This is a genomic window from Variovorax sp. Root318D1 (assembly GCF_001424835.1).
GTDB lineage: Bacteria > Pseudomonadota > Gammaproteobacteria > Burkholderiales > Burkholderiaceae_C > Variovorax.
This window is the reverse complement of the sequence record NZ_LMCQ01000012.1, coordinates 683,005-701,042: the sequence shown is the minus strand read 5'-3', so window position 1 is coordinate 701,042 and position 18,038 is coordinate 683,005. Positions and strand designations below refer to the sequence as shown.

Below are 18,038 nucleotides of genomic sequence, written 5' to 3'. Positions count from 1 at the left end.
GCGCCGCTAGATGAGCGGCGTCGGCCGCAGGGGACGCTCGAAATAGTCGCCCAGCGTTTCGAGCGCGCGCGGCTCCAGAATGCGCAGCCATCCTGCATCGAGCTTGTAGAGCCCGAGGTTCTGCAGCCTTCGCAGTGTCTTGTTGGTATGCACGAGCGAGAGGCCCAATGCGTCGGCCAGGTGCTGCTGGTTGAACGGAAACTCCACCCAGCCATCGCGTTCCATCCCCACGCGCTGGGCCCGGCGGTAGAGGTGCATCAACAGCATGGCCACGCGCTCGCTTGCGTTGCGCCGGCCGGCGGTCACCAGGTTGTCGTCGACCAGCTTTTCCTCGCGGGCGGCAAGCCAGGTGATGGCGTAGCCCAGTCTGGGCTGGGCATGGAACAGCTCCCAGAGCTTGTCGCGCGAAAACGCGCAGAGCGTGGTGTCGGTCACGGCCTCCACGCCGTGCGTCTGGCCGTCGGCAAACTCGTCCTGCAGGCCGATGAAATCGCCGGGAAGCAGGAAGTTGAGGATCTGGCGACGCCCATCGCCCAGCGTCTTGTAGCGAAACGCCCATCCTGCATAAAGCGTGAACAGCTGCGCGCTCGGCCGATGCTCCTCGATGATCGCGCCGCCGGCCGGAACACGGCGGGAACCAACGCGGAAAGACTCGATGGTCTTCAGTTCTTCCTCCGAAGCCGGCAGGAAGGCTTCGAGCTGGCGCAAGGCACAGTCGTCGCAGGGATTCGGGCCCTGAGGCGGCGACGCTGTAGGCAGATAGTCCTCGAATTTCACGCACCACTATAGGCTTTTCGCCTGTGTCTTTTTACATTTCGCAGGGGGCGGGAGCTTCATACACTTCGCACGTTTTCCGCCCTCGTTCGCAATGACAGAAGAACCAGCTCTCCACGAAGTCTTTTATTGCAGCATGCTCACGCAGGACCTGCCGCCAGCCACGGTCGGCTCGATCGTGACCCAGGCCCGCGCGCGCAATGCCCAGCACAGCATCACCGGCCTGCTCGTTTTCGACGGCATGCGCTTCTGCCAGCACCTGGAAGGGCCGCAGCGCGCCGTGGAAACCTTGATGGAACGCATCGCGCAGGATCCCAGGCACACGAGCGTGAGGGTTGTCTATCGCGGGCCCCTGGCAGCCCGCCGCTACTCGGGCTTTGGCATGGGTCTGGCCGAAAGCGAGGGTCCGGACCTCATGGCCGGCGTGCATGCATTGGAGGGTGAAGCCGCGCTCAAGCATTTCCTGGCGCTGCAGCCCAGCTTCGACATCAACGCCTAAAAACAAAAAAGGCGGCCGAAGCCGCCTTTCCGTCTGTGGGAAACCAGGCGCTCAGGCCGGATCCCACGAGTAGGTGGCGCCGTAGCCGTCCCACGCTTCCATGACGATGCGCTGGCCGGCGGCCACGGTCATCGACTCGCCCGGTGCCAGCACCAGGTCTTCGCTGGGGGCGGCCGAGGTGGCGTCCGGCGTGATCCAGACGCGGCCCTGCTTGACCTTCAGCACGCTGGCCGACCGCGCCTTCAGGCTCATCGCCTCGCCGGGCGCAATCTGCCAGGCACCGCGGCGCACGGCCGGCGGAACGGCGGTAGCGGTACGGGCGGCGGGCGCGAGGGTGGCGAGCGATTGGTTGGTGCAGACAGCGGTAGACATATGAAACTCCTTGGCGTTGCCGAATTGCGATGGCACAGACGGAGGCAATAGCGCAGTTCGGGAATGAATGATCGTTTTTGTGCCGTTGGCAGTCCAATGAAAACGAGGTAGCCTACTGATTCCGAATCCGCATCAATCGAAACCGAGGCCGCCCACGCCTTCATCCATGCAGCATTCCCAGACCCACCTGCGCTCCCGGCCCATTTCGGCCGGCCACCTGCGTGCCTTCGAGGCCGTGGCCCGGCACCTGAACTTCCGGGCCGCCGCTGAAGAAATGGCACTCACGCAGTCGGCCGTGAGCCGCCAGATCCAGTCTCTCGAGGAAGAAGTGGGCGTGTCGCTGTTCCTGCGCCACACGCGCGCGGTGGAGCTCACGAGTGCGGGGGCGCAGCTGCTGCTCGCGGTGCAGCAGTCGCTGCCGCGCATCGATACGGCCGTGCGCCAGATTCGCCAGAGCGCCGGGCGCAAGAGCGTGTCGCTCACCACCTTTGCGTCTTTTGCATCGATGTGGCTCATCCCGAGGCTCGAGGCCTTCCAGCGCGACAACCCCGAGATCGACATCCGCATTGATGCCAGCGACGTGGCGGTCGACCTGGACGTGGCCGACGTCGACATTGCCCTGCGCTACGGCCCGCGCGAAGCCATGCCGGCCACGGCGGTGCGCCTTTTCGGCGAAACGCTTACGCCGGTGGCGAGCCCCTGGCTATTGAAGAGCAGCCCGCCCATCAAGACCCCTGCCGACATCGCCCGTTTCACGCTGATCGAGGCCGGCGACGCGCACCGCACGCACCTCGAATGGCTGACCTGGCGGCGCTGGTTCGAAGTGAATGGCCTGGAACGGGCGCAGCCCAAGCGCTGGCTCTATTTCAACTACGCTTACCAGATGGTGCAGGCCGCGCTCACCGGCCAAGGCGTGACGCTGGCGCGCAGTTCGCTCATCGCCGAAAGCCTGGCGAACGGCGACTTGGTCGAGGTGCTGCCGCAGCACCGCATGGATTCGCCGATGGGCTACTGGCTCATCGCCGGGCCGCGCAATGCGCTGCGGCCGGAAATCAAGGCTTTCTGGGACTGGCTGCAGTCCCAGGCCGTCACCACGCGCGAGACCATCGGCGAGGTGCCCGACCCGGACACGGTCGACAACATCGACTGAGGCCGGTCAAGACATTGGCCAGACCACGCCGTTGTCGTTCAAGATCGCGTCGAGCGGCAGGTCGTGCGGCCCCGGCTCGAAATCCTCGAGAAAGCCGTTGGTGAATCCGAGTCCCACGGTGAAGGGGCGTGGCTCCAGCGCCGCCAGCGTGCGGTCGTAGAAGCCGCCGCCATAGCCCAGCCGGTAGCCGCCAGCGCTGTAGCCCACGCAAGGCACGAACAGCAGCGTAGGCACGATCAGTTCGGTGTCCTTGGGCTTGGGAATGCCATACGCGTCTTCCTCCATCTGGCAGCCGGGGTACCAGGCATGGAAGGTCAGCGTCTTGTGCACCTTGTTCATCACCGGCAGCCCGATGCGGCGGCGCTGCGGCTCATCAATCAGCTCGCCGTCTTCCTTCCAGCGGTGCAAGGCGGGGAGCGGATCGAACTCGCCCTTGATCGGCCAGTAGGCACCAATCACGGTTTCGGGCCGGCCGACCAGCCAGATCCGCATCACCCGCTGCAGCAGGTCGGCCCTGGCGAGCCGGTCAGGCATGGCCAGGCGCTGCTCGATCAGCGCTTTTCGCACCTGATCCTTGAGAAAACCCGTGGTCGCCGAGGTGTCGGCATCCTTTGACTTGTCCATAATCCCCCGATGCAGTTCCCAAGCATTTTGGCACCCATGTGCCATCGCCCGCTCCGTGCGGCGCCCGCCCTCGTTTTTTCCGCGGTCTTGTCCCTCGGCGCCCTGCTTTCGCAGCCGCCGGCAAGTGCGCAAACAAACACCAATGACGACGTACTGATCCAGATGAAGCAGGCCTTCCAGCGCGGCGACAAAGGCCGCCTGGCGGCCCTGCTGCCGCAAGCGCGCGGCCATGCGCTCGAACCCTGGGCTGCCTACTGGGAACTCAAGGCCCGGCTGCAGGAAGCCTCGGCCAGCGAGGTGCAGGATTTCTTCGCGCGCTATCCCGGCACCTACCAGGAAGACCGGCTGCGCAACGACTGGCTGCTGCTGCTGGGCCAGCGCCGCGACTGGGACGGTTTCTCGTCCGCCGTGGCGGGCTTCCGCATGGGCGACGATCCGCAGGTGCGCTGCTATGCCGTCCTGGTCGAGGCCCTGCGCACCGGCAGCGCCACCCAGGCCCAGGCCGACGAAGTGCAACGCAGCTGGTTCAGCCAGAAAGAGGCCGACGACGGCTGCCTCACCGCCGCCGACCGCATGATCGCGGCCCGCCTGATGTCGACCAACGATGCCTGGAAGAAGGCGCGCCTGGCCATGGAGGCCAATCGCCCGCAGGCCGCGCGCGGTGCCGTAACCCTCGCCGCACCCGATGCGCTGCCGCTGTTCGAAGAGCTCAACGCCAGCGCGGCCAAATTCCTGACAGGCCGCGCCTTCGTGGCCGCCAAGTCGCGCAAGGAGCTGGTGGTGCTGGCGCTCATCAAGATCGCCATGGCCGATCCGGACCAGGCCGCCTCGCAGCTCGACAGCAAATGGGGCCCGATGCTGTCGGCCGAAGAGCGCAACTGGCTCTGGGGCACCATCGGCCGCCAGGCTGCGAGCAAGCTTTCGCCGCTGGCCGGCAGCTACTTTGCCAATGTCACCAAGAACGGAGACCTGTCCGACGACATGCTCGGCTGGCGCGTACGCGCCGCGCTGCGCGCCGGCAAGTGGAAGGAAGTCGCGCCCGCCATCAATGCCATGAGCGACACCGCCCAGCAAGAGGCGACCTGGGTCTACTGGAAGGCACGCGCACTCAGCGCGGTGGGCGGCGACGACCGGCGTGCCCAGGCGCGCGAGCTCTACCAGACGATCGCCGGCACACGCGGCTTCTATGAAATGCTGGCGCTCGAAGAGCTCGGCCAGCGGGTCGTGGTGCCCACGCGGCCGGCACCGCTCACGCCCGAAGAGAAGAACGCCGCGCGCAGCAACATCGCGCTTAACCGTGCGCTCTATGCCATTGCCATTGGGCTGCGCCCCGAGGGCACGCGTGAATGGAACTACGCCACCAATCTGCACGACAAGGGCGGCATGGACGACCGCGCGCTGCTGGCCGCGGCCGACTTCGCCTGCCAGCGCGAGGTGTGGGACCGCTGCATCAACACCAGCGAACGCACCAAGGGCACGATCGACATGGAGCAGCGCTTTCCCATGCCGTTCCATGACACGGTGCTTCGCAAGAGCCAGGACATCGGGCTCGACCCCGCCTACGTATACGGGCTGATCCGCCAGGAAAGCCGCTTCATCATGGACGCGCGCTCCGGCGTGGGCGCCTCGGGCCTGATGCAGGTCATGCCGGCCACCGCGCGCTGGACCGCGCGCAAGATCGGCATGAACGACTTCACGCCGGGGCAGATCAACGACCGCGAAACCAACATCACCATCGGCACCAATTACCTGAAGCTCGCGCTCGACGATTTCGACGGCTCCATGGCACTGGCCGCCGCGGCCTACAACGCCGGCCCCGGCCGGCCGCGCAGCTGGCGCAATGGCCCGGTGATGGACGCCGCGATCTGGGCCGAGAACGTGCCCTTCAACGAAACGCGCGACTACGTGAAAAAGGTGCTCGCCAACACCACCAACTACGCGGCGCTGATCAGCGGGCGCCCGCAATCGCTGAAAGAACGCCTGGGCCGTGTCGGGCCGCGCGACGCCTCGGAGCCGGAGCCCAACAAGGACCTCCCCTGAAATGAGCTTGATCGCCGAGGTACTCGACACCATCGCGGCCGAGTTCTCGGACGTGGGCGACGTCGCCCAGCTCACGCGCATCGTCGTGCGCCTGATGCTCGCGGCGGTGCTCGGCTTCATTCTGGGCTTCGAGCGCGAGCAGCAAGGCAAGGCGGCCGGCGTGCGCACCCACATGCTGGTGGCCATCGGCTCGGCGATGTTCGTGTTGATTCCGCAGCAGACCGGCATCGTGCCGGCCGACATGAGCCGGGTGATCCAGGGCCTGGTGGCCGGCGTGGGTTTTCTTTGCGCTGGCACCATCCTCAAGCAGGGCCGCGACGAACACCAGGTGCAGGGCCTCACCACCGCCGCGGGGCTGTGGATGACGGCCGCCATCGGCATGGCCTGCGGGCTCGGCCGCGAGGTGACCGCGGTCTTGAGCGCGCTGCTGGCGCTGGCCGTGCTTGCGCTGGTGCCGCGGCTGGTGAACCTCGTCGAACGCATGGTGGGGCCGCCGCGCAATGGCGATGGCAAGGGGGCCCGCGTAATCGCTTCGCCCGACGAAAAGCCGCCGCACTGAGCCGGCATCAATTCGCACCGGCTTCGGCATCAATGCACGCGCACGGCCGCGCTAGCATCAAAGGTTTCTCATCCGATACGCGGGATCACACGATGCGCAAGCTCTACATTGGCAACAAGAACTACTCGTCCTGGTCCATGCGGCCCTGGGTGCTCATGAAGCAGGCCGGCATACCGTTCGAAGAGGTGATGGTGCGCTTCGACTCCTTCGAGGCCAAGTCGCAGTTCAAGAACACCATCGGCGCCCTCAATCCGGTGGCGAAAGTGCCGGTGCTGGTCGACGGCGACCTGGTCGTGTGGGACACGCTGGCGATTGCCGAATACCTGGCCGAGACCTTCCCGGAGAAGCAGCTCTGGCCCCGCGCCGTGGCCGACCGGGCCCGCGCGCGCAGCATCTGCGCCGAAATGCATTCGGGCTTCGGCAGCCTTCGCAGCCTGTGCGGCATGAACATCGAGGCCTCGCTGGCCGACGTCGGCGCACGGCTGCTGAAGGACAACCCCGGCCTGCAAGGCGACGTCGACCGCATTGTGCAGATGTGGACCGGCCTGCTCGACGCCCATGGCGGCCCGCTGCTGTTCGGCGAATTCAGCATTGCCGACGCCTACTTCGCTCCGGTCGGCACGCGCATCAAGACCTACGGGCTGCCGGTGCCTGCCGCCGTCTCGGCCTACATCGAGCGGGTGCAGGCCCTGCCCGGCATCAAGGCATGGATCGATGATGCGCTGGCCGAGAAGGACTTCCTGCAGTTCGAGGAGCCCTACCGCACGGGACGCTGAGCCGCGTCGGCTCCAGGGGAGCCGGCGTATCCCTACACTGGGCGCATGAAAATCTACCTCGTCGGCGGTGCACTGCGCGACCGACTGCTCGGGCGGCCGGTGTCGGACCACGACTGGCTGGTGGTGGGCGCCACGCCCGAAGAAATGGTCTCGCGCGGCTACCTGCCCGTGGGGCGCGACTTTCCGGTGTTTTTGCACCCGCGCACGCGCGAGGAATACGCCCTCGCCCGCACCGAGCGCAAGAGCGCTCCCGGCTACCGGGGCTTCACCGTCCATGCCTCGCCCGACGTCACCCTGGAGCAAGACCTGGCGCGGCGCGACCTCACGGTCAACGCCATCGCGATGCCTGCCGAGTTAGTGCAGGCCGACGGCAGTTTCGAGCCCGACCCCGGCAAGCTGGCCGATCCCTTCCATGGCCGGCGCGACCTGGAGCAGCGGCTGCTGCGCCATGTGACCGACGCCTTTCGCGAAGACCCAGTGCGCATCCTGCGGGTGGCCCGTTTTGCTGCGCGCTTCGACGATTTTTCGGTCGCGCCCGAAACCATGGCCTTGATGCGCGAGATGGTCGAAGCTGGCGAAACCGATGCGCTGGTGGCCGAGCGTGTGTGGCAGGAACTGGCGCGCGGCCTGATGGAAACCCGCCCGTCGCGCATGTTCGAGGTGCTGCGTGCCTGCGGCGCGCTGGCCGTGCTGCTGCCCGAGGTCGACCGGCTCTGGGGCGTGCCGCAGTCCGCCGAACATCATCCCGAAGTCGACACCGGCGTGCACCTGATGATGGTCGTCGACACCAGCGCCAGGCTCGACGCGCCGCTTCCGGTGCGCTTCGCCTGCCTGATGCACGACCTCGGCAAGGGCACGACCGACCCCGACGAGTTGCCGCGCCACCCCGGCCACGAGAAACGCAGTGCCGAACTGCTGCAGGCGGTGTGCGACCGCTGGCGCGTGCCGGTGGACGTTCGCGAACTGGCCGAGGTGGTGGCTCGCGAGCACGGCAACATCCACGGCAGCGGCGCACTCGAGGCGGCGGAGCTGGTGCGCCTGCTGGAGCGTTGCGACGCCTTCCGCAAGCCGGCTCGCTTTGCCGACGTGCTGCTGGCGTGCGAGTGCGACTCGCGCGGCCGGCTCGGATTCGAAGACCAGCACTATTTGCAGCGCGAGCGCCTGCTTGCGGCGCTCGCCGCGGCCGCCGGAGTGGCCACCGACGCGGTGGCGCGGGCAGCGCAGCAGTCGGGCGCCGCCGGGCCGCAGATCGGCGAGGCGATCCATCGCGCGCGGGTCGAGGCCGTGGCGGCGTCGCTGGGCTGAAGCCCACCACCGGTGCGCAGGTGCGCCGGTCGTGGTGCACCGTCTAAACACGTGCACGTGCACGTGCGGGACTTTGGCCGACACGGGAAATGCCGCACCCGTGCTATGGTTTTCACCAATGCCAATGCCTTCTCAGATGCCTCCCCCGCTCGGCCGAGACACCGCCCTCTTTCTCGACTTCGACGGCACGCTGGTCGCGCTGGCGCCCACCCCGGAAGCGATCGAGGTTCCCCCTGCGCTGGTGGCGCTGCTGCAAGACCTGCGCGACCAGCTCGGCGGCGCCCTGGCCGTGGTGTCGGGCCGCCAGATCGACGCGATCGACCGCTTTCTCGCACCGCTGCGGCTGCCGGCCGCCGGCGAACACGGCGTGCAGCGGCGCGACCCGCAGGGCCGCATGCAGGAACAGCGCGCGCCCGACCTCGTGCCCATTCTCGACATCGCCAACGAGCTGGCGCGCGTGCATGAAGGCCTCTTGGTCGAGCGCAAGCACGCGGCCATCGCGCTGCACTACCGGCTTGCGCCGCAGCTGGAGGCCGTGTGCAGGGACGCCATGTCGCGCGCCATCATGGGCCGGCCGTATCTCGAGCTGATGCACGGCAAGTTCGTGTTCGAGGTCAAGCCCACGGGCGTCAACAAGGGAATTGCCATCGAGGCCTTCATGAACGAGGCTCCGTTCGCGGGGCGCGTGCCGGTCTTTGCGGGCGACGACACCACCGACGAGAGCGGCTTTGCCATCGTGCAGCCGCGCGGCGGAATCGGCATCAAGGTGGGCTCGGGGCCCAGCCTGGCGCTGCACCGGCTCGAATCGCCGCGCGCGGTCTTCGAGTGGCTGGTGCAGGCGCGCGACAACCTGGCCGCGCCGCAACACAAGAAAGACGAGTCCCCGAGGAGCCCTGAATGAGCGAGATGCAATTGTCGAAGGCACCCGAAGATCGCGCGGGTGCCTCCATTTCCGGCGCGGCCGGGCCGGCCGAGTCGGCGCCCGTCGACCCACGTGCCGCGGTGCAAGCCGTGCCGCGCGGCTTCGGGCCGCCGGCTGAGCCTTCGCTCAACGTCGGCGTGATCGGAAACTGCGCCTACAACGCGCTCATCGACGCCCGCGGCCGCGCCGTGTGGTGCTGCCTGCCGCGCTTCGACGGCGACCCGGTGTTCAACGCCCTGCTGCACCCCGGCGAAGATGCCGGCGCCTGGGCGATCGAGATCGAGGACTTCGCCTCCAGCAAGCAGTGGTACGAGCCCAATACCGCGGTGCTGCGCACCCAGCTGTTCGATAGCGCCGGCCAGGGCATCGAGATCACCGACTTTGCGCCGCGTTTCTACAGCCGTTCGCGCTACTTCCGCCCGCTCACGATGGTGCGCCGCGTGCGGCCGATTGCCGGCGCCCCGCGCATCCGCGTGGCGCTCGACCCGCGCTTCCAATGGGGTGCCACGGCGCCGCTGGAGGTCACGCGCGGCAGCAACCACATCCGCTACGTGGGGCCGGACGTGACGCTGCGGCTCAACACCGACGCCTCGATTTCGCACATTCTTTCGCGCCAGCCTTTCGTGATCTCGCGCGAATACAACTTCATGTTTGGCGTGGATGAGACGCTGCTCGAAGGCATTGCGGACACGGCGCGCAGCTTCGAGCAGGAAACCATCGCCTACTGGCGCACCTGGAGCAAGCGCCTGGCCATTCCGTTCGAATACCAGGACGCGGTGATCCGCGCGGCCATCACGCTCAAGCTCTCTCTGTACGAAGACACCGGCGCCATCGTCGCGGCAATGACCACGAGCATTCCCGAGGCGCCGGGCAGCCAGCGCAACTGGGATTACCGTTACTGCTGGCTGCGCGATGCCTTCTTCGTGGTGCGCGCGCTCAACTCGCTGAGCGAGGTGGGCACCATGGAAGACTACCTGCGCTGGCTCGGCAACGTGGTGATCGGGTCGCACGGCGAACACATCCAGCCGCTGTACGGCATCGGGCTGGAGCGCGAACTGCCGGAATCGATGGTCGAGAACCTCGCGGGCTACCGCGGCATGGGGCCGGTGCGCGTGGGCAACCAGGCACAGGAGCATTTTCAGCACGACGTCTACGGCAACATCGTGCTCGGCGCGGCGCAGGCCTTTCATGACCACCGCCTGCTCGCCCGCGCGGGCGTGGCGGAGTTTCCGCACCTGGAAGCCGTGGGCGAACAGGCGATCCGCGTGTACGGCACGCCCGACGCCGGCATGTGGGAGCTGCGCACCCGGGCCCGTGTGCATACCAGTTCCGCATTGATGAGCTGGGCCGCCTGCGACCGGCTCGCCAAGATCGCACGTGCGCTGGAGTTGCCCGAGCGCGCCGCGTACTGGCACGGCCATGCCGCGCGCATGAAGGAAGAGATCCTCGCCAAGTCATGGTGCGAGGAGCGCCAGGCCTTTGCCGAAAGCTTTGGCGGCCACGAACTCGACGCCAGCATCCTGCTGATGGTGGAGGTGGGCTTGATCGACGCGCGCGATCCGCGCTTCATCTCGACCGTCGATGCCATGGAAAAGTCGCTCTGCGATGGCCCCTACATGCGCCGCTACGAGGCGGCCGACGACTTCGGCAAGCCCGAGACCGCGTTCAACATCTGCACCTTCTGGCGCATCGACGCATTGGCCAAGATCGGCCGCAAGGCCGAGGCCCGCCAGATCTTCGAGACCATGCTCGCGGCGCGCAACCCGCTCGGCTTGCTGTCGGAAGACACGCACCCCGTCACGGGTGAGATGTGGGGCAACTTTCCGCAGACCTATTCGATGGTCGGCATCATCAATGCCGCCGTTCGGCTGTCGGCACCGTGGGACTCGTGCATATGAGCGCAGCGCCAGGGGTGCACCCATGAGCCGGCTCGTCGTCGTTTCGAACCGCGTGGCGGATCCGCGCAAGCCGGCCGCGGGCGGCCTGGCCGTTGCGCTCGGTGAAAGCCTGCAGCAAAGCGGTGGCCTGTGGTTCGGCTGGAGCGGCCAGATCGTCGAGGACGGTCCCACGGGCGAAGGCGAGCTGCACGTACTGCAGGCCGGCAAGGTCACCCTGGCCACCATCGACCTGAGCCGCGAGGACCACGACAGCTACTACCTGGGCTACAGCAACGACGTGCTGTGGCCGGTGTTCCACAACCGCCTCGACCTTGCCCATTTCGACGCCGGCTTCATCGGCGGCTACCGGCGCGTGAACCAGCTGTTCGCGCGCAAGCTGATGCCGCTCCTGAAGCCCGACGACATCATCTGGATCCACGACTACCACCTGATGCCGCTCGCGGCCGAGTTGCGCGCCATGGGCTGCAGGCAGCGCATCGGCTTCTTCCTGCACATTCCGCTGCCGCCGCAGATCATCATCGCGGCCGTTCCGCAGCATGAATGGCTCATGCGCTCGCTGTTCTCCTACGACCTGATCGGCTTCCAGGCGCAGCAGGACGTGCAGCATTTCGAACACTACGTGCGCAACGAGGCCCATGGCGAATACCTGGGCGACGAGATGTACCGAGCCTACGGGCAGACGGTGCGCTGCAGCACCTTCCCCATCGGCATTGACGTCGACGAGTTCGCGGCGCTCACGCACGCCAAGGAGTCGCGCGACATGTTCGAGACCATGAAGCGCGAGTATTCGCAGCGCCGGTTGCTGCTGGGCATCGACCGGCTCGACTACTCCAAGGGCATTCCGCAGCGGGTGCGGGCCTTTCGCGAGCTGCTGGCCAACTACCCCGAGAACCGACGCAGCGCCACGCTGATCCAGATTGCGTCGCCCACGCGCGAAACGGTCGATGCCTATGGAGACATCCGGCGTGAGCTCGAATCGCTGTGCGGCGCCATCAACGGCGACTACGGCGAGCTCGACTGGATGCCGGTGCGCTACATCCACCGCATGGTGGCGCGCAAGCGCGTGCCGGGGCTGTGCCGTGCCGCGGCGGTCGGGCTGGTGACGCCGCTGCGCGACGGCATGAACCTCGTCGCCAAGGAATACATCGCGGCGCAAGACCCGGCCGACCCAGGCGTGCTGGTGCTGTCGCGCTTTGCCGGTGCGGCCGAGCAGCTGAAGGAAGCGCTGCTGGTGAATCCGTACGACACCCACGGCACGGCCGAAACCGTGCAGCAGGCGCTGCAGATGCCGCTCGAGGAGCGGCGCGAGCGGCACCAGAAGCTGCTCTCGCGCATCCGCGAGCAAGACATCCATTGGTGGCGGCGCAGCTTTCTCGAAGCGCTGCGGCACGCCGCGAGCCAGCGCTAGCCAGAACGCGGCAGCCCGTTCAGGTGCCGGTCAAGAGCCGCACCAGGCGCATCACAGGCCGGATCTCTGCAGGCCGAGCCGCCGGTGCCGGTGCCTGTTGCGGCGCATGAACCCGCAGCCGCACCGGCGTCAGCGCCGACAGCTCGATCCAGCCGCCTCGTTCCAGGCGATGCACGTCGCCTTCGGCCAGCAGGCTCTTCACGGTGAACACGGTGTCGCCGAACCATGACGGCGGCGACACCAGTTGTGCCCGGCCCTCCAGCACTTCGAGCCAGGTCGCGGGGTCGAGCGCGGTGCGCAAGGCCTGTCCCGCCTGCAAGGTGACGGTGTCGGGCAGTGGATCGAGCGTGGCGGGTTGCATGGCGCGGCTTTCGGAGTGGATGCGGCCATCGTAGGAATTCGGCCGCTCAAAAAACAGGCACACGCCAAGGCGATTCGCACCGGAACAGCGAGCGCCGCAGCGCATCTGTTATGGTCGTTTTCCTTTGCAACTGCATCTGTTTTCGGATGCGCGATCGGGGGAGCATCGACGCCATGGACTCGCTACCGCTCTACCGCCAGCTCGCAGCGCACTACGTGGACGCGATCCACACCGGCTCGCTCAAGCAGGGCGACAAGCTGCCGTCGCTGCGCAGCCTCATGCGGCTGCACGACATCAGCCTTTCGACCGCGCTGCAGCTGTGCCGCACGATGGAGAGCGATGGGTGGGTCGAGGCGCGGGACCGCTCGGGGTACTTCGTGCGCCGGCCGCGGCGGCTGGCCATTGCGCCGATGGAGGAGCCCGCCGCCGGCGTGCCGCCGGACCCGGCGCAGTACGTGGGCATCCACGCCAAGGTGTCGGACTTCGTGGCGCGCCGCCGGCAGATTCCCGAGAAGCTCAATCTCTCGATCGCGCGCGGCGCACCGGAGCTGTATCCCGCCGAGGCGCTGCGCAATGCGATGACGCGCATGCTGCGCCAGCAGCCCGAGATGCTGACGGTCGCATCGCCGCTGAAAGGCCATCGCCAGTTCCGCGAGGTGCTCGCGCAGCGCAGCCTGCGCGTGGGCATGGCGATCTCGCCGGACGACATCCTGGTGACCAACGGCTGTATCGAGGCGCTCAACCTCGCGCTGCGCGCCGTGGCTCAGCCGGGCGACACGGTGGCGGTGGAGTCGCCCACCTTCTATGGCCTGCTGCAGGTGCTCGAAAGCCTCGGCATGCGCGCGCTGGAGATTCCGACCAGTCCGCAGACCGGCCTTTCGATCGAGGCGCTGGAGCTTGCGATCAGCACCTACGACAACATCAAGGCCGTGGTGGTGGTGCCGCACTTGCAGAACCCGCTGGGGAGCGTGATGCCCGACGCCCACAAGGCGAGGCTCGCTCAGCTTTGCGAGCGGCATGCGATTCCGCTGATCGAGGACGACACCTACAGCGAACTGATCGACGCCCCGACGCCGCCGCGCGCGCTCAAGTCGTGGGACGCCAGCGGCAATGTGATCCATTGCGCATCGCTGCACAAGATTCTTGCGCCCGGCCTGCGGCTGGGCTGGATCGCGGCCGGACGCTGGCAGGCGCGGGTGGAAATGCTCAAATTTGCGCAGACGCGCAACAACGAAGGGCTCTCGCAAGGCGCGGCGGGCCTCTTCATGGGCACCGGCGCCTACGACCGCCACCTGCGGCATCTGCGCGGTTGCCTCAAGACGCAGCGCGAGCAGACCGCCGACGCGATTGCCAGCTACTTTCCCGCGGGTACGCGCATCAACCTGCCGCCCGGCGGACTGCAACTGTGGGTCGAGCTGCCCGAACGGCTTTCTTCTTCGAGGGTCTTCGATGCGGCGCTGGCCGAGCGGATCGTGGTGGCGCCCGGCACGCTGTTCTCCAACTCGTCGCGCTTCGACCACTACCTGCGCATCAATTGCGGTTGGCCTTACGGTGAAGCTGTCGACACCGGCTTGCGCCGCCTGGGCCAGATCATCGAGACGCTGAGCCGCGGGGCCGGCGCAGGGACGGCATCGCCCCCCTGGCCGCCCGAAGCAGCCCGGCTTCAGTCGAGCAGCGCAAGGGCCGCGTAGTCGCCGACCTTTTCGCCGAGCCCGGCGGGCACCAGCATCACGCCGCGCGTGAGCGGCAGCAGCTTGCCATCGACCTGCGCCTGCAATCGCGGCAGCAGAAACTCGCGGTGGTGCCAGAACACGCTGCCGCCCAGGCTGATGCGCTGGAGATCGAGCGTGGCCACCAGGTTGTAGATCATCCGGCCCATGACGCGGCACAGGGCATCGACGATCTCGACGGCATGCGGTTCACCGCTTGAGGCGGCCGCGAACAACTCGGGCGCAGGCTGCCCCAGGCGGCGCGCGATGGAGTTGCCGGCTACCAATGCCTCCACGTCGCCAAGGTTGCCGCATCCGCAGAGCGCGCCGCTCGCGTCGTCGGCCACGAAGCTGTGGCCCGCATGTCCGGCGTTGCCGTTCTTGCCGCGCAGCGGTCGCCCGTCGACGCACAAGCCCACGCCCACGCCGGTGCTCCAGGTGACATAGGCGCAGTGGTCCAGCCCCTTGAGCGCGCCCCACTGGCGCTCGGCCTCCAGCGCCGCCACCGCATCGTTCTCGACCCGCACGCTGCCGAAGCGCCGGGCCAGCGGCGCTTCGATGATCGCCGTCATCCAGTTGTTGGGGAGGCCGCGCGCCGGGCCTGCAATGCCGCCGCAGATGTTGGGCGTTGCAAGTTCCACCATGCCGTCCTTCAATTCGAAGGGCCCGGTCGAAGACACGCCGACGCGGGTGATCGCGCCGGTATCAACGCCTTGTTCGGCGCAGGCTTCCTCGATCATGCGGATGATCTGCACGGCCACGGCATCGTTGTCGCCGGTCTTGGCAGTCGGCTCGCTGCGGCGGCCGGCCAGCGGCGCATCGCTCGAGGGGGAAAGGCTCACGGCCACCTTGGTGCCGCCGATGTCGACGCAGGCTCTCATCGCGTGGTTCTTCTCTTTTCGGACTTTAGGTTCATCGGTTGCGCTAGATGAAGCGCGCAATCAGCGCCGCGATCATGCTGAGCACCAGAGTGCTGGAGATCGGCAGCTGCCAGTGGCGGCCGAAGGCGCGGAATTCGAAATCGCCGGGCAGCCGCCCAAAGCCGAACCGGCGCAGCCAAGCCGTAAGGCCGCTCATGAGTACCAGGGCAAGGACGACGACGATCAGCCAGCGGATCATTGAAACAGTCTAGGCCGGTTCAAGCCCGCGCGGCGAGGATGGCCATCGCCTGGCCATGGAGTTCGGGCGTGGCCGCGGCAATCACCCGGCCATCGGACTCCAGGCCCAGCGGCTGGCCCTGCCAGTCGGTGATGACGCCGCCCGCGGCCTCGATCAGGCCCGCGGGCCCAAGGTAGTCGTAGGGCTGCAGGCCGGTTTCCACCACGAGGTCGATGGTGCCGCCGGCCAGCTGGGCGTAGCCGTAGCAATCGCCGCCGAAGCGCCGCATCGCGCACTGCCGGCTGAGCCGGTCGAAGGCCTGCCAGTCGGCCGGCGCAAAGATGTCGGGGGAGGTGGTGACGATGCGCGCCTTGGCCACTTCGGTGCAGCCGCTCGCGCGCACCGGCTTTCCGTCGCGCGTCGCGCCTTTGCCGAGCTGGCCGATCCAGCGCTCCTTGAGCACCGGCATGTCGACCATGCCAAGCACCACGCGCGGGCCTTGCAGCACGCCGATCAGCGTGCCCCATAGCGGCGATCCGGTGATGAAGCTGCGCGTGCCGTCGATAGGGTCGAGCACCCAGACGCGCTCGGCGTCGAGCCGTTCGAGGCCGTGCTCCTCGCCGAAGATGCCATCGGCTGCGGCACGCTCGCCCAGGATCTCGCGCATGGCCATTTCGGCGGCGCGGTCCGCCAGCGTGACCGGGCTCGCGTCGGCCTTGGTGACGATGTCGAGCGGCGTGCGGAAGTAATGCATCGATTGCGCGGCGGCCGCGTCGGCCAACGCATTGGCAATCGACAAAAGATCGAGGGTCGGGGGGCTCATGGAGAAATCACGCGTGCCAAAAACTGCAATTAGACCCGAGGCGGGCCGGTTTGACATGCCGGGGCCCCTCGCTCTAGCATGGTCCGGAACTCCTTCTCCTTCTCAGATCCATGTTGTCTTCCTTCCGGTTTCTGCGCACCGCACTGTTCGCACTTTTGCTTGGTGCCGCTGCGGCGCTGGCGCAGGCCACCCCTTCCGCGTCGGAGCAGAAGCTCATCGACACACTGATCCTTCGCGTCTCGAACATGAAGACCATGACCTTCATGCGCAATGGCGACGCGCACAACGCCGCCAACGCCGCGAAGCACATGCAAGCCAAGTTCGACCACTTCAAGGACGAGATCGTCACCGCGGAAGACTTCATCGACCGCTGCGCGTCGCGCTCCGAGATGACGGGCAAGCCCTACCAGGTGAAGATGCCGAATGGCGCGGTGAGGGATGCCAAAGAGTTCCTGACCGCTGAGCTGCGCACGCTGCGCAAGGGCGGTGGCAAGCCTGCCGCCAGCTGAAGGAAGATCGGCCCGTCGTCCCTCTCAGAACGGCGTGTCGCCAGCGATAGTGGTGCGGTTCAGCCGGCGGCGCAGGTGGTCTGGCGTGCCGGCCGCCAAGTGCATCAGCGAGCGGTTGTCCCAGAACACCAGGTCGTGCGGCGCCCATTGGTGCCGGTACACGAACTCGGGCTTCACGCTGTGCGCGAACAGCTCGGCCAGCAGCGCGTCGCTCTCCTCTTGCGGCAGGCCGACGATGCCCGTCGTGAAATGCTCACTGACGAACAGCGCCTTTCGGCCCGTCTCGGGATGCGTGCGCACGACCGGCTGCACGGCGGGCGTGACCTGATCGACCTGCGCCTGCGAGAGCTTCGGCCGCCAGGGGTTCTTGGCGCGCAGCTCTTCGTACTTGGCAAGGTAGCTGTGCTCGGCCTGGAGCGGCAGGATGCGTTGCTGCAGATCCGCGCTCAGAGCTTCCCAAGCGAGGTGCTGATCGGCGAAGAGCGTGTCGCCGCCTTCGCTCGGCAGCTCTTGCGCATGCAACAGGGAGCCGAGGCTCGGCTGGGGCTTGTACGAGAGGTCGGAGTGCCAGTAGGCGCCCGCATCGCCCAGGCCGATGGGCTCACCGTTTTCCTTGATGTTGCTGACGATCAGGATCTCGGGGTGGTTCTTGAGATGGAACTGGTGCAGCACGTGGATTTCGAGCGGGCCGAAACGGCGGCTGAAATCGATGTGCTCTGCGGGGGTGATCTGCTGGTTGCGGAATACCAGGACGTGGTGGTCCAGGTGGGCACGGTGGATGCGCGCGAAATCTTCGTCGTTGATGGACTTGGAGATGTCGAGGCCGAGGATTTCTGCGCCTACGGGGGCGGGGAAGGGGCGCACTTCGAAGTGCTGCGGAGGGGCTTCGGCTTTGCTTTGAGAAGCGGTCATTCAGCCAATGTAGGTTTACTGAGGTAGTTTCTCAACGAAATCTTTGTTGGTAGCTTATTTGCCGTTGTCGGTTGTTTGGGTTCCGAGGCCGGGTGTCGCCCCGGCGGGCGACTCACTTTCTTTGCTTCGCCAAAGAAAGTAAGCAAAGAAAGGCGACCCCTACTGTCTGCGTCCCTCCGCTGCGCTACGGGCAACCTGCGGTGCTCGACTCCGGCGGGGGTCCGCAGAACTCGCTTCGCTCAAACAGCTGCGGCCCTGATCCCGCCTCCATCTGCGCTCCTCGGCGCATACAGAAGGGG

Annotated in this window: 19 protein-coding genes; 11 read left to right on the top strand and 8 right to left on the bottom strand. The window is 67.0% G+C overall.

Annotated elements, in window-relative coordinates:
• Positions 1–6: 6 nt before the first annotated feature.
• Positions 7–708 carry a Crp/Fnr family transcriptional regulator gene (locus ASC78_RS13375; RefSeq protein ID WP_235505079.1) on the bottom strand — a complete coding sequence of 234 codons (702 nt, stop codon included), beginning with the start codon at positions 706–708 and terminating at the stop codon, positions 7–9.
• 160 nt (positions 709–868) lie between these two features.
• Between ASC78_RS13375 and ASC78_RS13370 the strand changes: the two genes are divergently transcribed.
• Positions 869–1,273 carry a BLUF domain-containing protein gene (locus tag ASC78_RS13370; protein WP_055801845.1) on the top strand — a complete coding sequence of 135 codons (405 nt, stop codon included), beginning with the start codon at positions 869–871 and terminating at the stop codon, positions 1,271–1,273.
• Positions 1,274–1,324: 51 nt separating this feature from the next.
• Here the strand turns inward: ASC78_RS13370 and ASC78_RS13365 are convergent, their stop codons facing one another.
• Complete coding sequence (locus ASC78_RS13365; RefSeq protein ID WP_055802205.1) at positions 1,325–1,645, bottom strand: DUF2917 domain-containing protein; 321 nt, start codon at positions 1,643–1,645, stop codon at positions 1,325–1,327.
• Between the two features lie 166 nt (positions 1,646–1,811).
• Here ASC78_RS13365 and ASC78_RS13360 point away from each other — a divergent pair, with 166 nt between their 5' ends.
• Positions 1,812–2,795: a LysR substrate-binding domain-containing protein gene (locus ASC78_RS13360; protein WP_055801842.1), complete on the top strand. Its 984-nt coding sequence runs from the start codon at positions 1,812–1,814 to the stop codon at positions 2,793–2,795.
• 6 nt (positions 2,796–2,801) lie between these two features.
• On the opposite strand, the gene ASC78_RS13355 is transcribed toward ASC78_RS13360, so the two are convergent.
• Positions 2,802–3,419 carry a 5-formyltetrahydrofolate cyclo-ligase gene (locus tag ASC78_RS13355; RefSeq protein ID WP_055801840.1) on the bottom strand — a complete coding sequence of 206 codons (618 nt, stop codon included), beginning with the start codon at positions 3,417–3,419 and terminating at the stop codon, positions 2,802–2,804.
• A 9-nt stretch (positions 3,420–3,428) separates the two neighbouring features.
• On the opposite strand from ASC78_RS13355, the gene ASC78_RS13350 reads away from it, so the two are divergent.
• From ASC78_RS13350 to otsA, 7 genes are all read left to right on the top strand, one after another.
• Positions 3,429–5,459, top strand: coding sequence for a lytic transglycosylase domain-containing protein (locus ASC78_RS13350; protein ID WP_082517517.1), 2,031 nt, complete (start codon positions 3,429–3,431; stop codon positions 5,457–5,459).
• Position 5,460: 1 nt separating this feature from the next.
• Positions 5,461–6,018 carry an MgtC/SapB family protein gene (locus ASC78_RS13345; protein WP_055801837.1) on the top strand — a complete coding sequence of 186 codons (558 nt, stop codon included), beginning with the start codon at positions 5,461–5,463 and terminating at the stop codon, positions 6,016–6,018.
• A 92-nt stretch (positions 6,019–6,110) separates the two neighbouring features.
• The gene (locus ASC78_RS13340; RefSeq protein ID WP_055801834.1) at positions 6,111–6,794 is read left to right on the top strand and encodes a glutathione S-transferase family protein; all 684 of its coding nucleotides are present in this window, start codon (positions 6,111–6,113) and stop codon (positions 6,792–6,794) included.
• A 45-nt stretch (positions 6,795–6,839) separates the two neighbouring features.
• Entirely contained in the window at positions 6,840–8,099 is a 1,260-nt protein-coding gene (locus ASC78_RS13335) for a multifunctional CCA addition/repair protein (protein WP_055801830.1), read from the top strand.
• Between the two features lie 124 nt (positions 8,100–8,223).
• Positions 8,224–9,000, top strand: coding sequence for a trehalose-phosphatase (gene otsB / locus ASC78_RS13330; RefSeq protein WP_055801827.1), 777 nt, complete (start codon positions 8,224–8,226; stop codon positions 8,998–9,000).
• Positions 8,997–10,919 carry a glycoside hydrolase family 15 protein gene (locus ASC78_RS13325; RefSeq protein ID WP_082517516.1) on the top strand — a complete coding sequence of 641 codons (1,923 nt, stop codon included), beginning with the start codon at positions 8,997–8,999 and terminating at the stop codon, positions 10,917–10,919. The genes otsB and ASC78_RS13325 overlap by 4 nt, the downstream gene beginning before the upstream one ends.
• Before the next feature lie 22 nt (positions 10,920–10,941).
• A complete protein-coding gene (gene otsA / locus ASC78_RS13320) occupies positions 10,942–12,327 on the top strand; it encodes an alpha,alpha-trehalose-phosphate synthase (UDP-forming) (protein ID WP_055801824.1) in 1,386 nt (461 codons plus the stop codon).
• 19 nt (positions 12,328–12,346) lie between these two features.
• On the opposite strand, the gene ASC78_RS13315 is transcribed toward otsA, so the two are convergent.
• Complete coding sequence (locus ASC78_RS13315; RefSeq protein WP_055802199.1) at positions 12,347–12,688, bottom strand: hypothetical protein; 342 nt, start codon at positions 12,686–12,688, stop codon at positions 12,347–12,349.
• Between the two features lie 173 nt (positions 12,689–12,861).
• Here ASC78_RS13315 and ASC78_RS13310 point away from each other — a divergent pair, with 173 nt between their 5' ends.
• Positions 12,862–14,379: an aminotransferase-like domain-containing protein gene (locus ASC78_RS13310; RefSeq protein ID WP_055802197.1), complete on the top strand. Its 1,518-nt coding sequence runs from the start codon at positions 12,862–12,864 to the stop codon at positions 14,377–14,379.
• Here the strand turns inward: ASC78_RS13310 and ASC78_RS13305 are convergent.
• The 3 genes from ASC78_RS13305 to hisN are packed head-to-tail and all read right to left on the bottom strand — an operon-like array spanning position 14,352 to position 16,318.
• Positions 14,352–15,278, bottom strand: a complete 927-nt coding sequence (locus ASC78_RS13305; protein WP_055801822.1) for an ROK family protein — start codon at positions 15,276–15,278, stop codon at positions 14,352–14,354. The two genes, ASC78_RS13310 and ASC78_RS13305, sit on opposite strands and share 28 nt — an antisense overlap.
• Positions 15,279–15,321: 43 nt before the next feature.
• Positions 15,322–15,516 (bottom strand): DUF2905 domain-containing protein, encoded by a 195-nt coding sequence (locus ASC78_RS13300; RefSeq protein ID WP_055801819.1) that lies wholly within the window; start codon positions 15,514–15,516, stop codon positions 15,322–15,324.
• A 19-nt stretch (positions 15,517–15,535) separates the two neighbouring features.
• The gene (gene hisN, locus ASC78_RS13295; protein ID WP_055801817.1) at positions 15,536–16,318 is read right to left on the bottom strand and encodes a histidinol-phosphatase; all 783 of its coding nucleotides are present in this window, start codon (positions 16,316–16,318) and stop codon (positions 15,536–15,538) included.
• 110 nt (positions 16,319–16,428) lie between these two features.
• Between hisN and ASC78_RS13290 the strand changes: the two genes are divergently transcribed.
• Complete coding sequence (locus ASC78_RS13290) at positions 16,429–16,827, top strand: DUF5329 family protein (RefSeq protein WP_235505078.1); 399 nt, start codon at positions 16,429–16,431, stop codon at positions 16,825–16,827.
• Positions 16,828–16,851: 24 nt separating this feature from the next.
• Here ASC78_RS13290 and ASC78_RS13285 read toward each other — a convergent pair whose 3' ends face one another.
• Positions 16,852–17,739, bottom strand: coding sequence for a TauD/TfdA dioxygenase family protein (locus ASC78_RS13285; RefSeq protein WP_055801813.1), 888 nt, complete (start codon positions 17,737–17,739; stop codon positions 16,852–16,854).
• Positions 17,740–18,038: the final 299 nt, after the last annotated feature.

Excerpts from the sequence above, each read along its gene's own strand:
- ASC78_RS13370 (WP_055801845.1), top strand. The coding sequence starts at position 869 with ATGACAGAAGAACCAGCTCTCCACGAAGTCTTTTATTGCAGCATGCTC.
- ASC78_RS13365 (WP_055802205.1), bottom strand. The coding sequence starts at position 1,645 with ATGTCTACCGCTGTCTGCACCAACCAATCGCTCGCCACCCTCGCGCCC.
- ASC78_RS13360 (WP_055801842.1), top strand. The coding sequence starts at position 1,812 with ATGCAGCATTCCCAGACCCACCTGCGCTCCCGGCCCATTTCGGCCGGC.
- ASC78_RS13355 (WP_055801840.1), bottom strand. The coding sequence starts at position 3,419 with ATGGACAAGTCAAAGGATGCCGACACCTCGGCGACCACGGGTTTTCTC.
- ASC78_RS13350 (WP_082517517.1), top strand. The coding sequence starts at position 3,429 with ATGCAGTTCCCAAGCATTTTGGCACCCATGTGCCATCGCCCGCTCCGT.
- ASC78_RS13345 (WP_055801837.1), top strand. The coding sequence starts at position 5,461 with ATGAGCTTGATCGCCGAGGTACTCGACACCATCGCGGCCGAGTTCTCG.
- ASC78_RS13340 (WP_055801834.1), top strand. The coding sequence starts at position 6,111 with ATGCGCAAGCTCTACATTGGCAACAAGAACTACTCGTCCTGGTCCATG.
- ASC78_RS13335 (WP_055801830.1), top strand. The coding sequence starts at position 6,840 with ATGAAAATCTACCTCGTCGGCGGTGCACTGCGCGACCGACTGCTCGGG.
- otsB (WP_055801827.1), top strand. The coding sequence starts at position 8,224 with ATGCCTTCTCAGATGCCTCCCCCGCTCGGCCGAGACACCGCCCTCTTT.
- ASC78_RS13325 (WP_082517516.1), top strand. The coding sequence starts at position 8,997 with ATGAGCGAGATGCAATTGTCGAAGGCACCCGAAGATCGCGCGGGTGCC.
- otsA (WP_055801824.1), top strand. The coding sequence starts at position 10,942 with ATGAGCCGGCTCGTCGTCGTTTCGAACCGCGTGGCGGATCCGCGCAAG.
- ASC78_RS13315 (WP_055802199.1), bottom strand. The coding sequence starts at position 12,688 with ATGCAACCCGCCACGCTCGATCCACTGCCCGACACCGTCACCTTGCAG.
- ASC78_RS13310 (WP_055802197.1), top strand. The coding sequence starts at position 12,862 with ATGGACTCGCTACCGCTCTACCGCCAGCTCGCAGCGCACTACGTGGAC.
- ASC78_RS13305 (WP_055801822.1), bottom strand. The coding sequence starts at position 15,278 with ATGAGAGCCTGCGTCGACATCGGCGGCACCAAGGTGGCCGTGAGCCTT.
- ASC78_RS13300 (WP_055801819.1), bottom strand. The coding sequence starts at position 15,516 with ATGATCCGCTGGCTGATCGTCGTCGTCCTTGCCCTGGTACTCATGAGC.
- hisN (WP_055801817.1), bottom strand. The coding sequence starts at position 16,318 with ATGAGCCCCCCGACCCTCGATCTTTTGTCGATTGCCAATGCGTTGGCC.
- ASC78_RS13290 (WP_235505078.1), top strand. The coding sequence starts at position 16,429 with ATGTTGTCTTCCTTCCGGTTTCTGCGCACCGCACTGTTCGCACTTTTG.
- ASC78_RS13285 (WP_055801813.1), bottom strand. The coding sequence starts at position 17,739 with ATGACCGCTTCTCAAAGCAAAGCCGAAGCCCCTCCGCAGCACTTCGAA.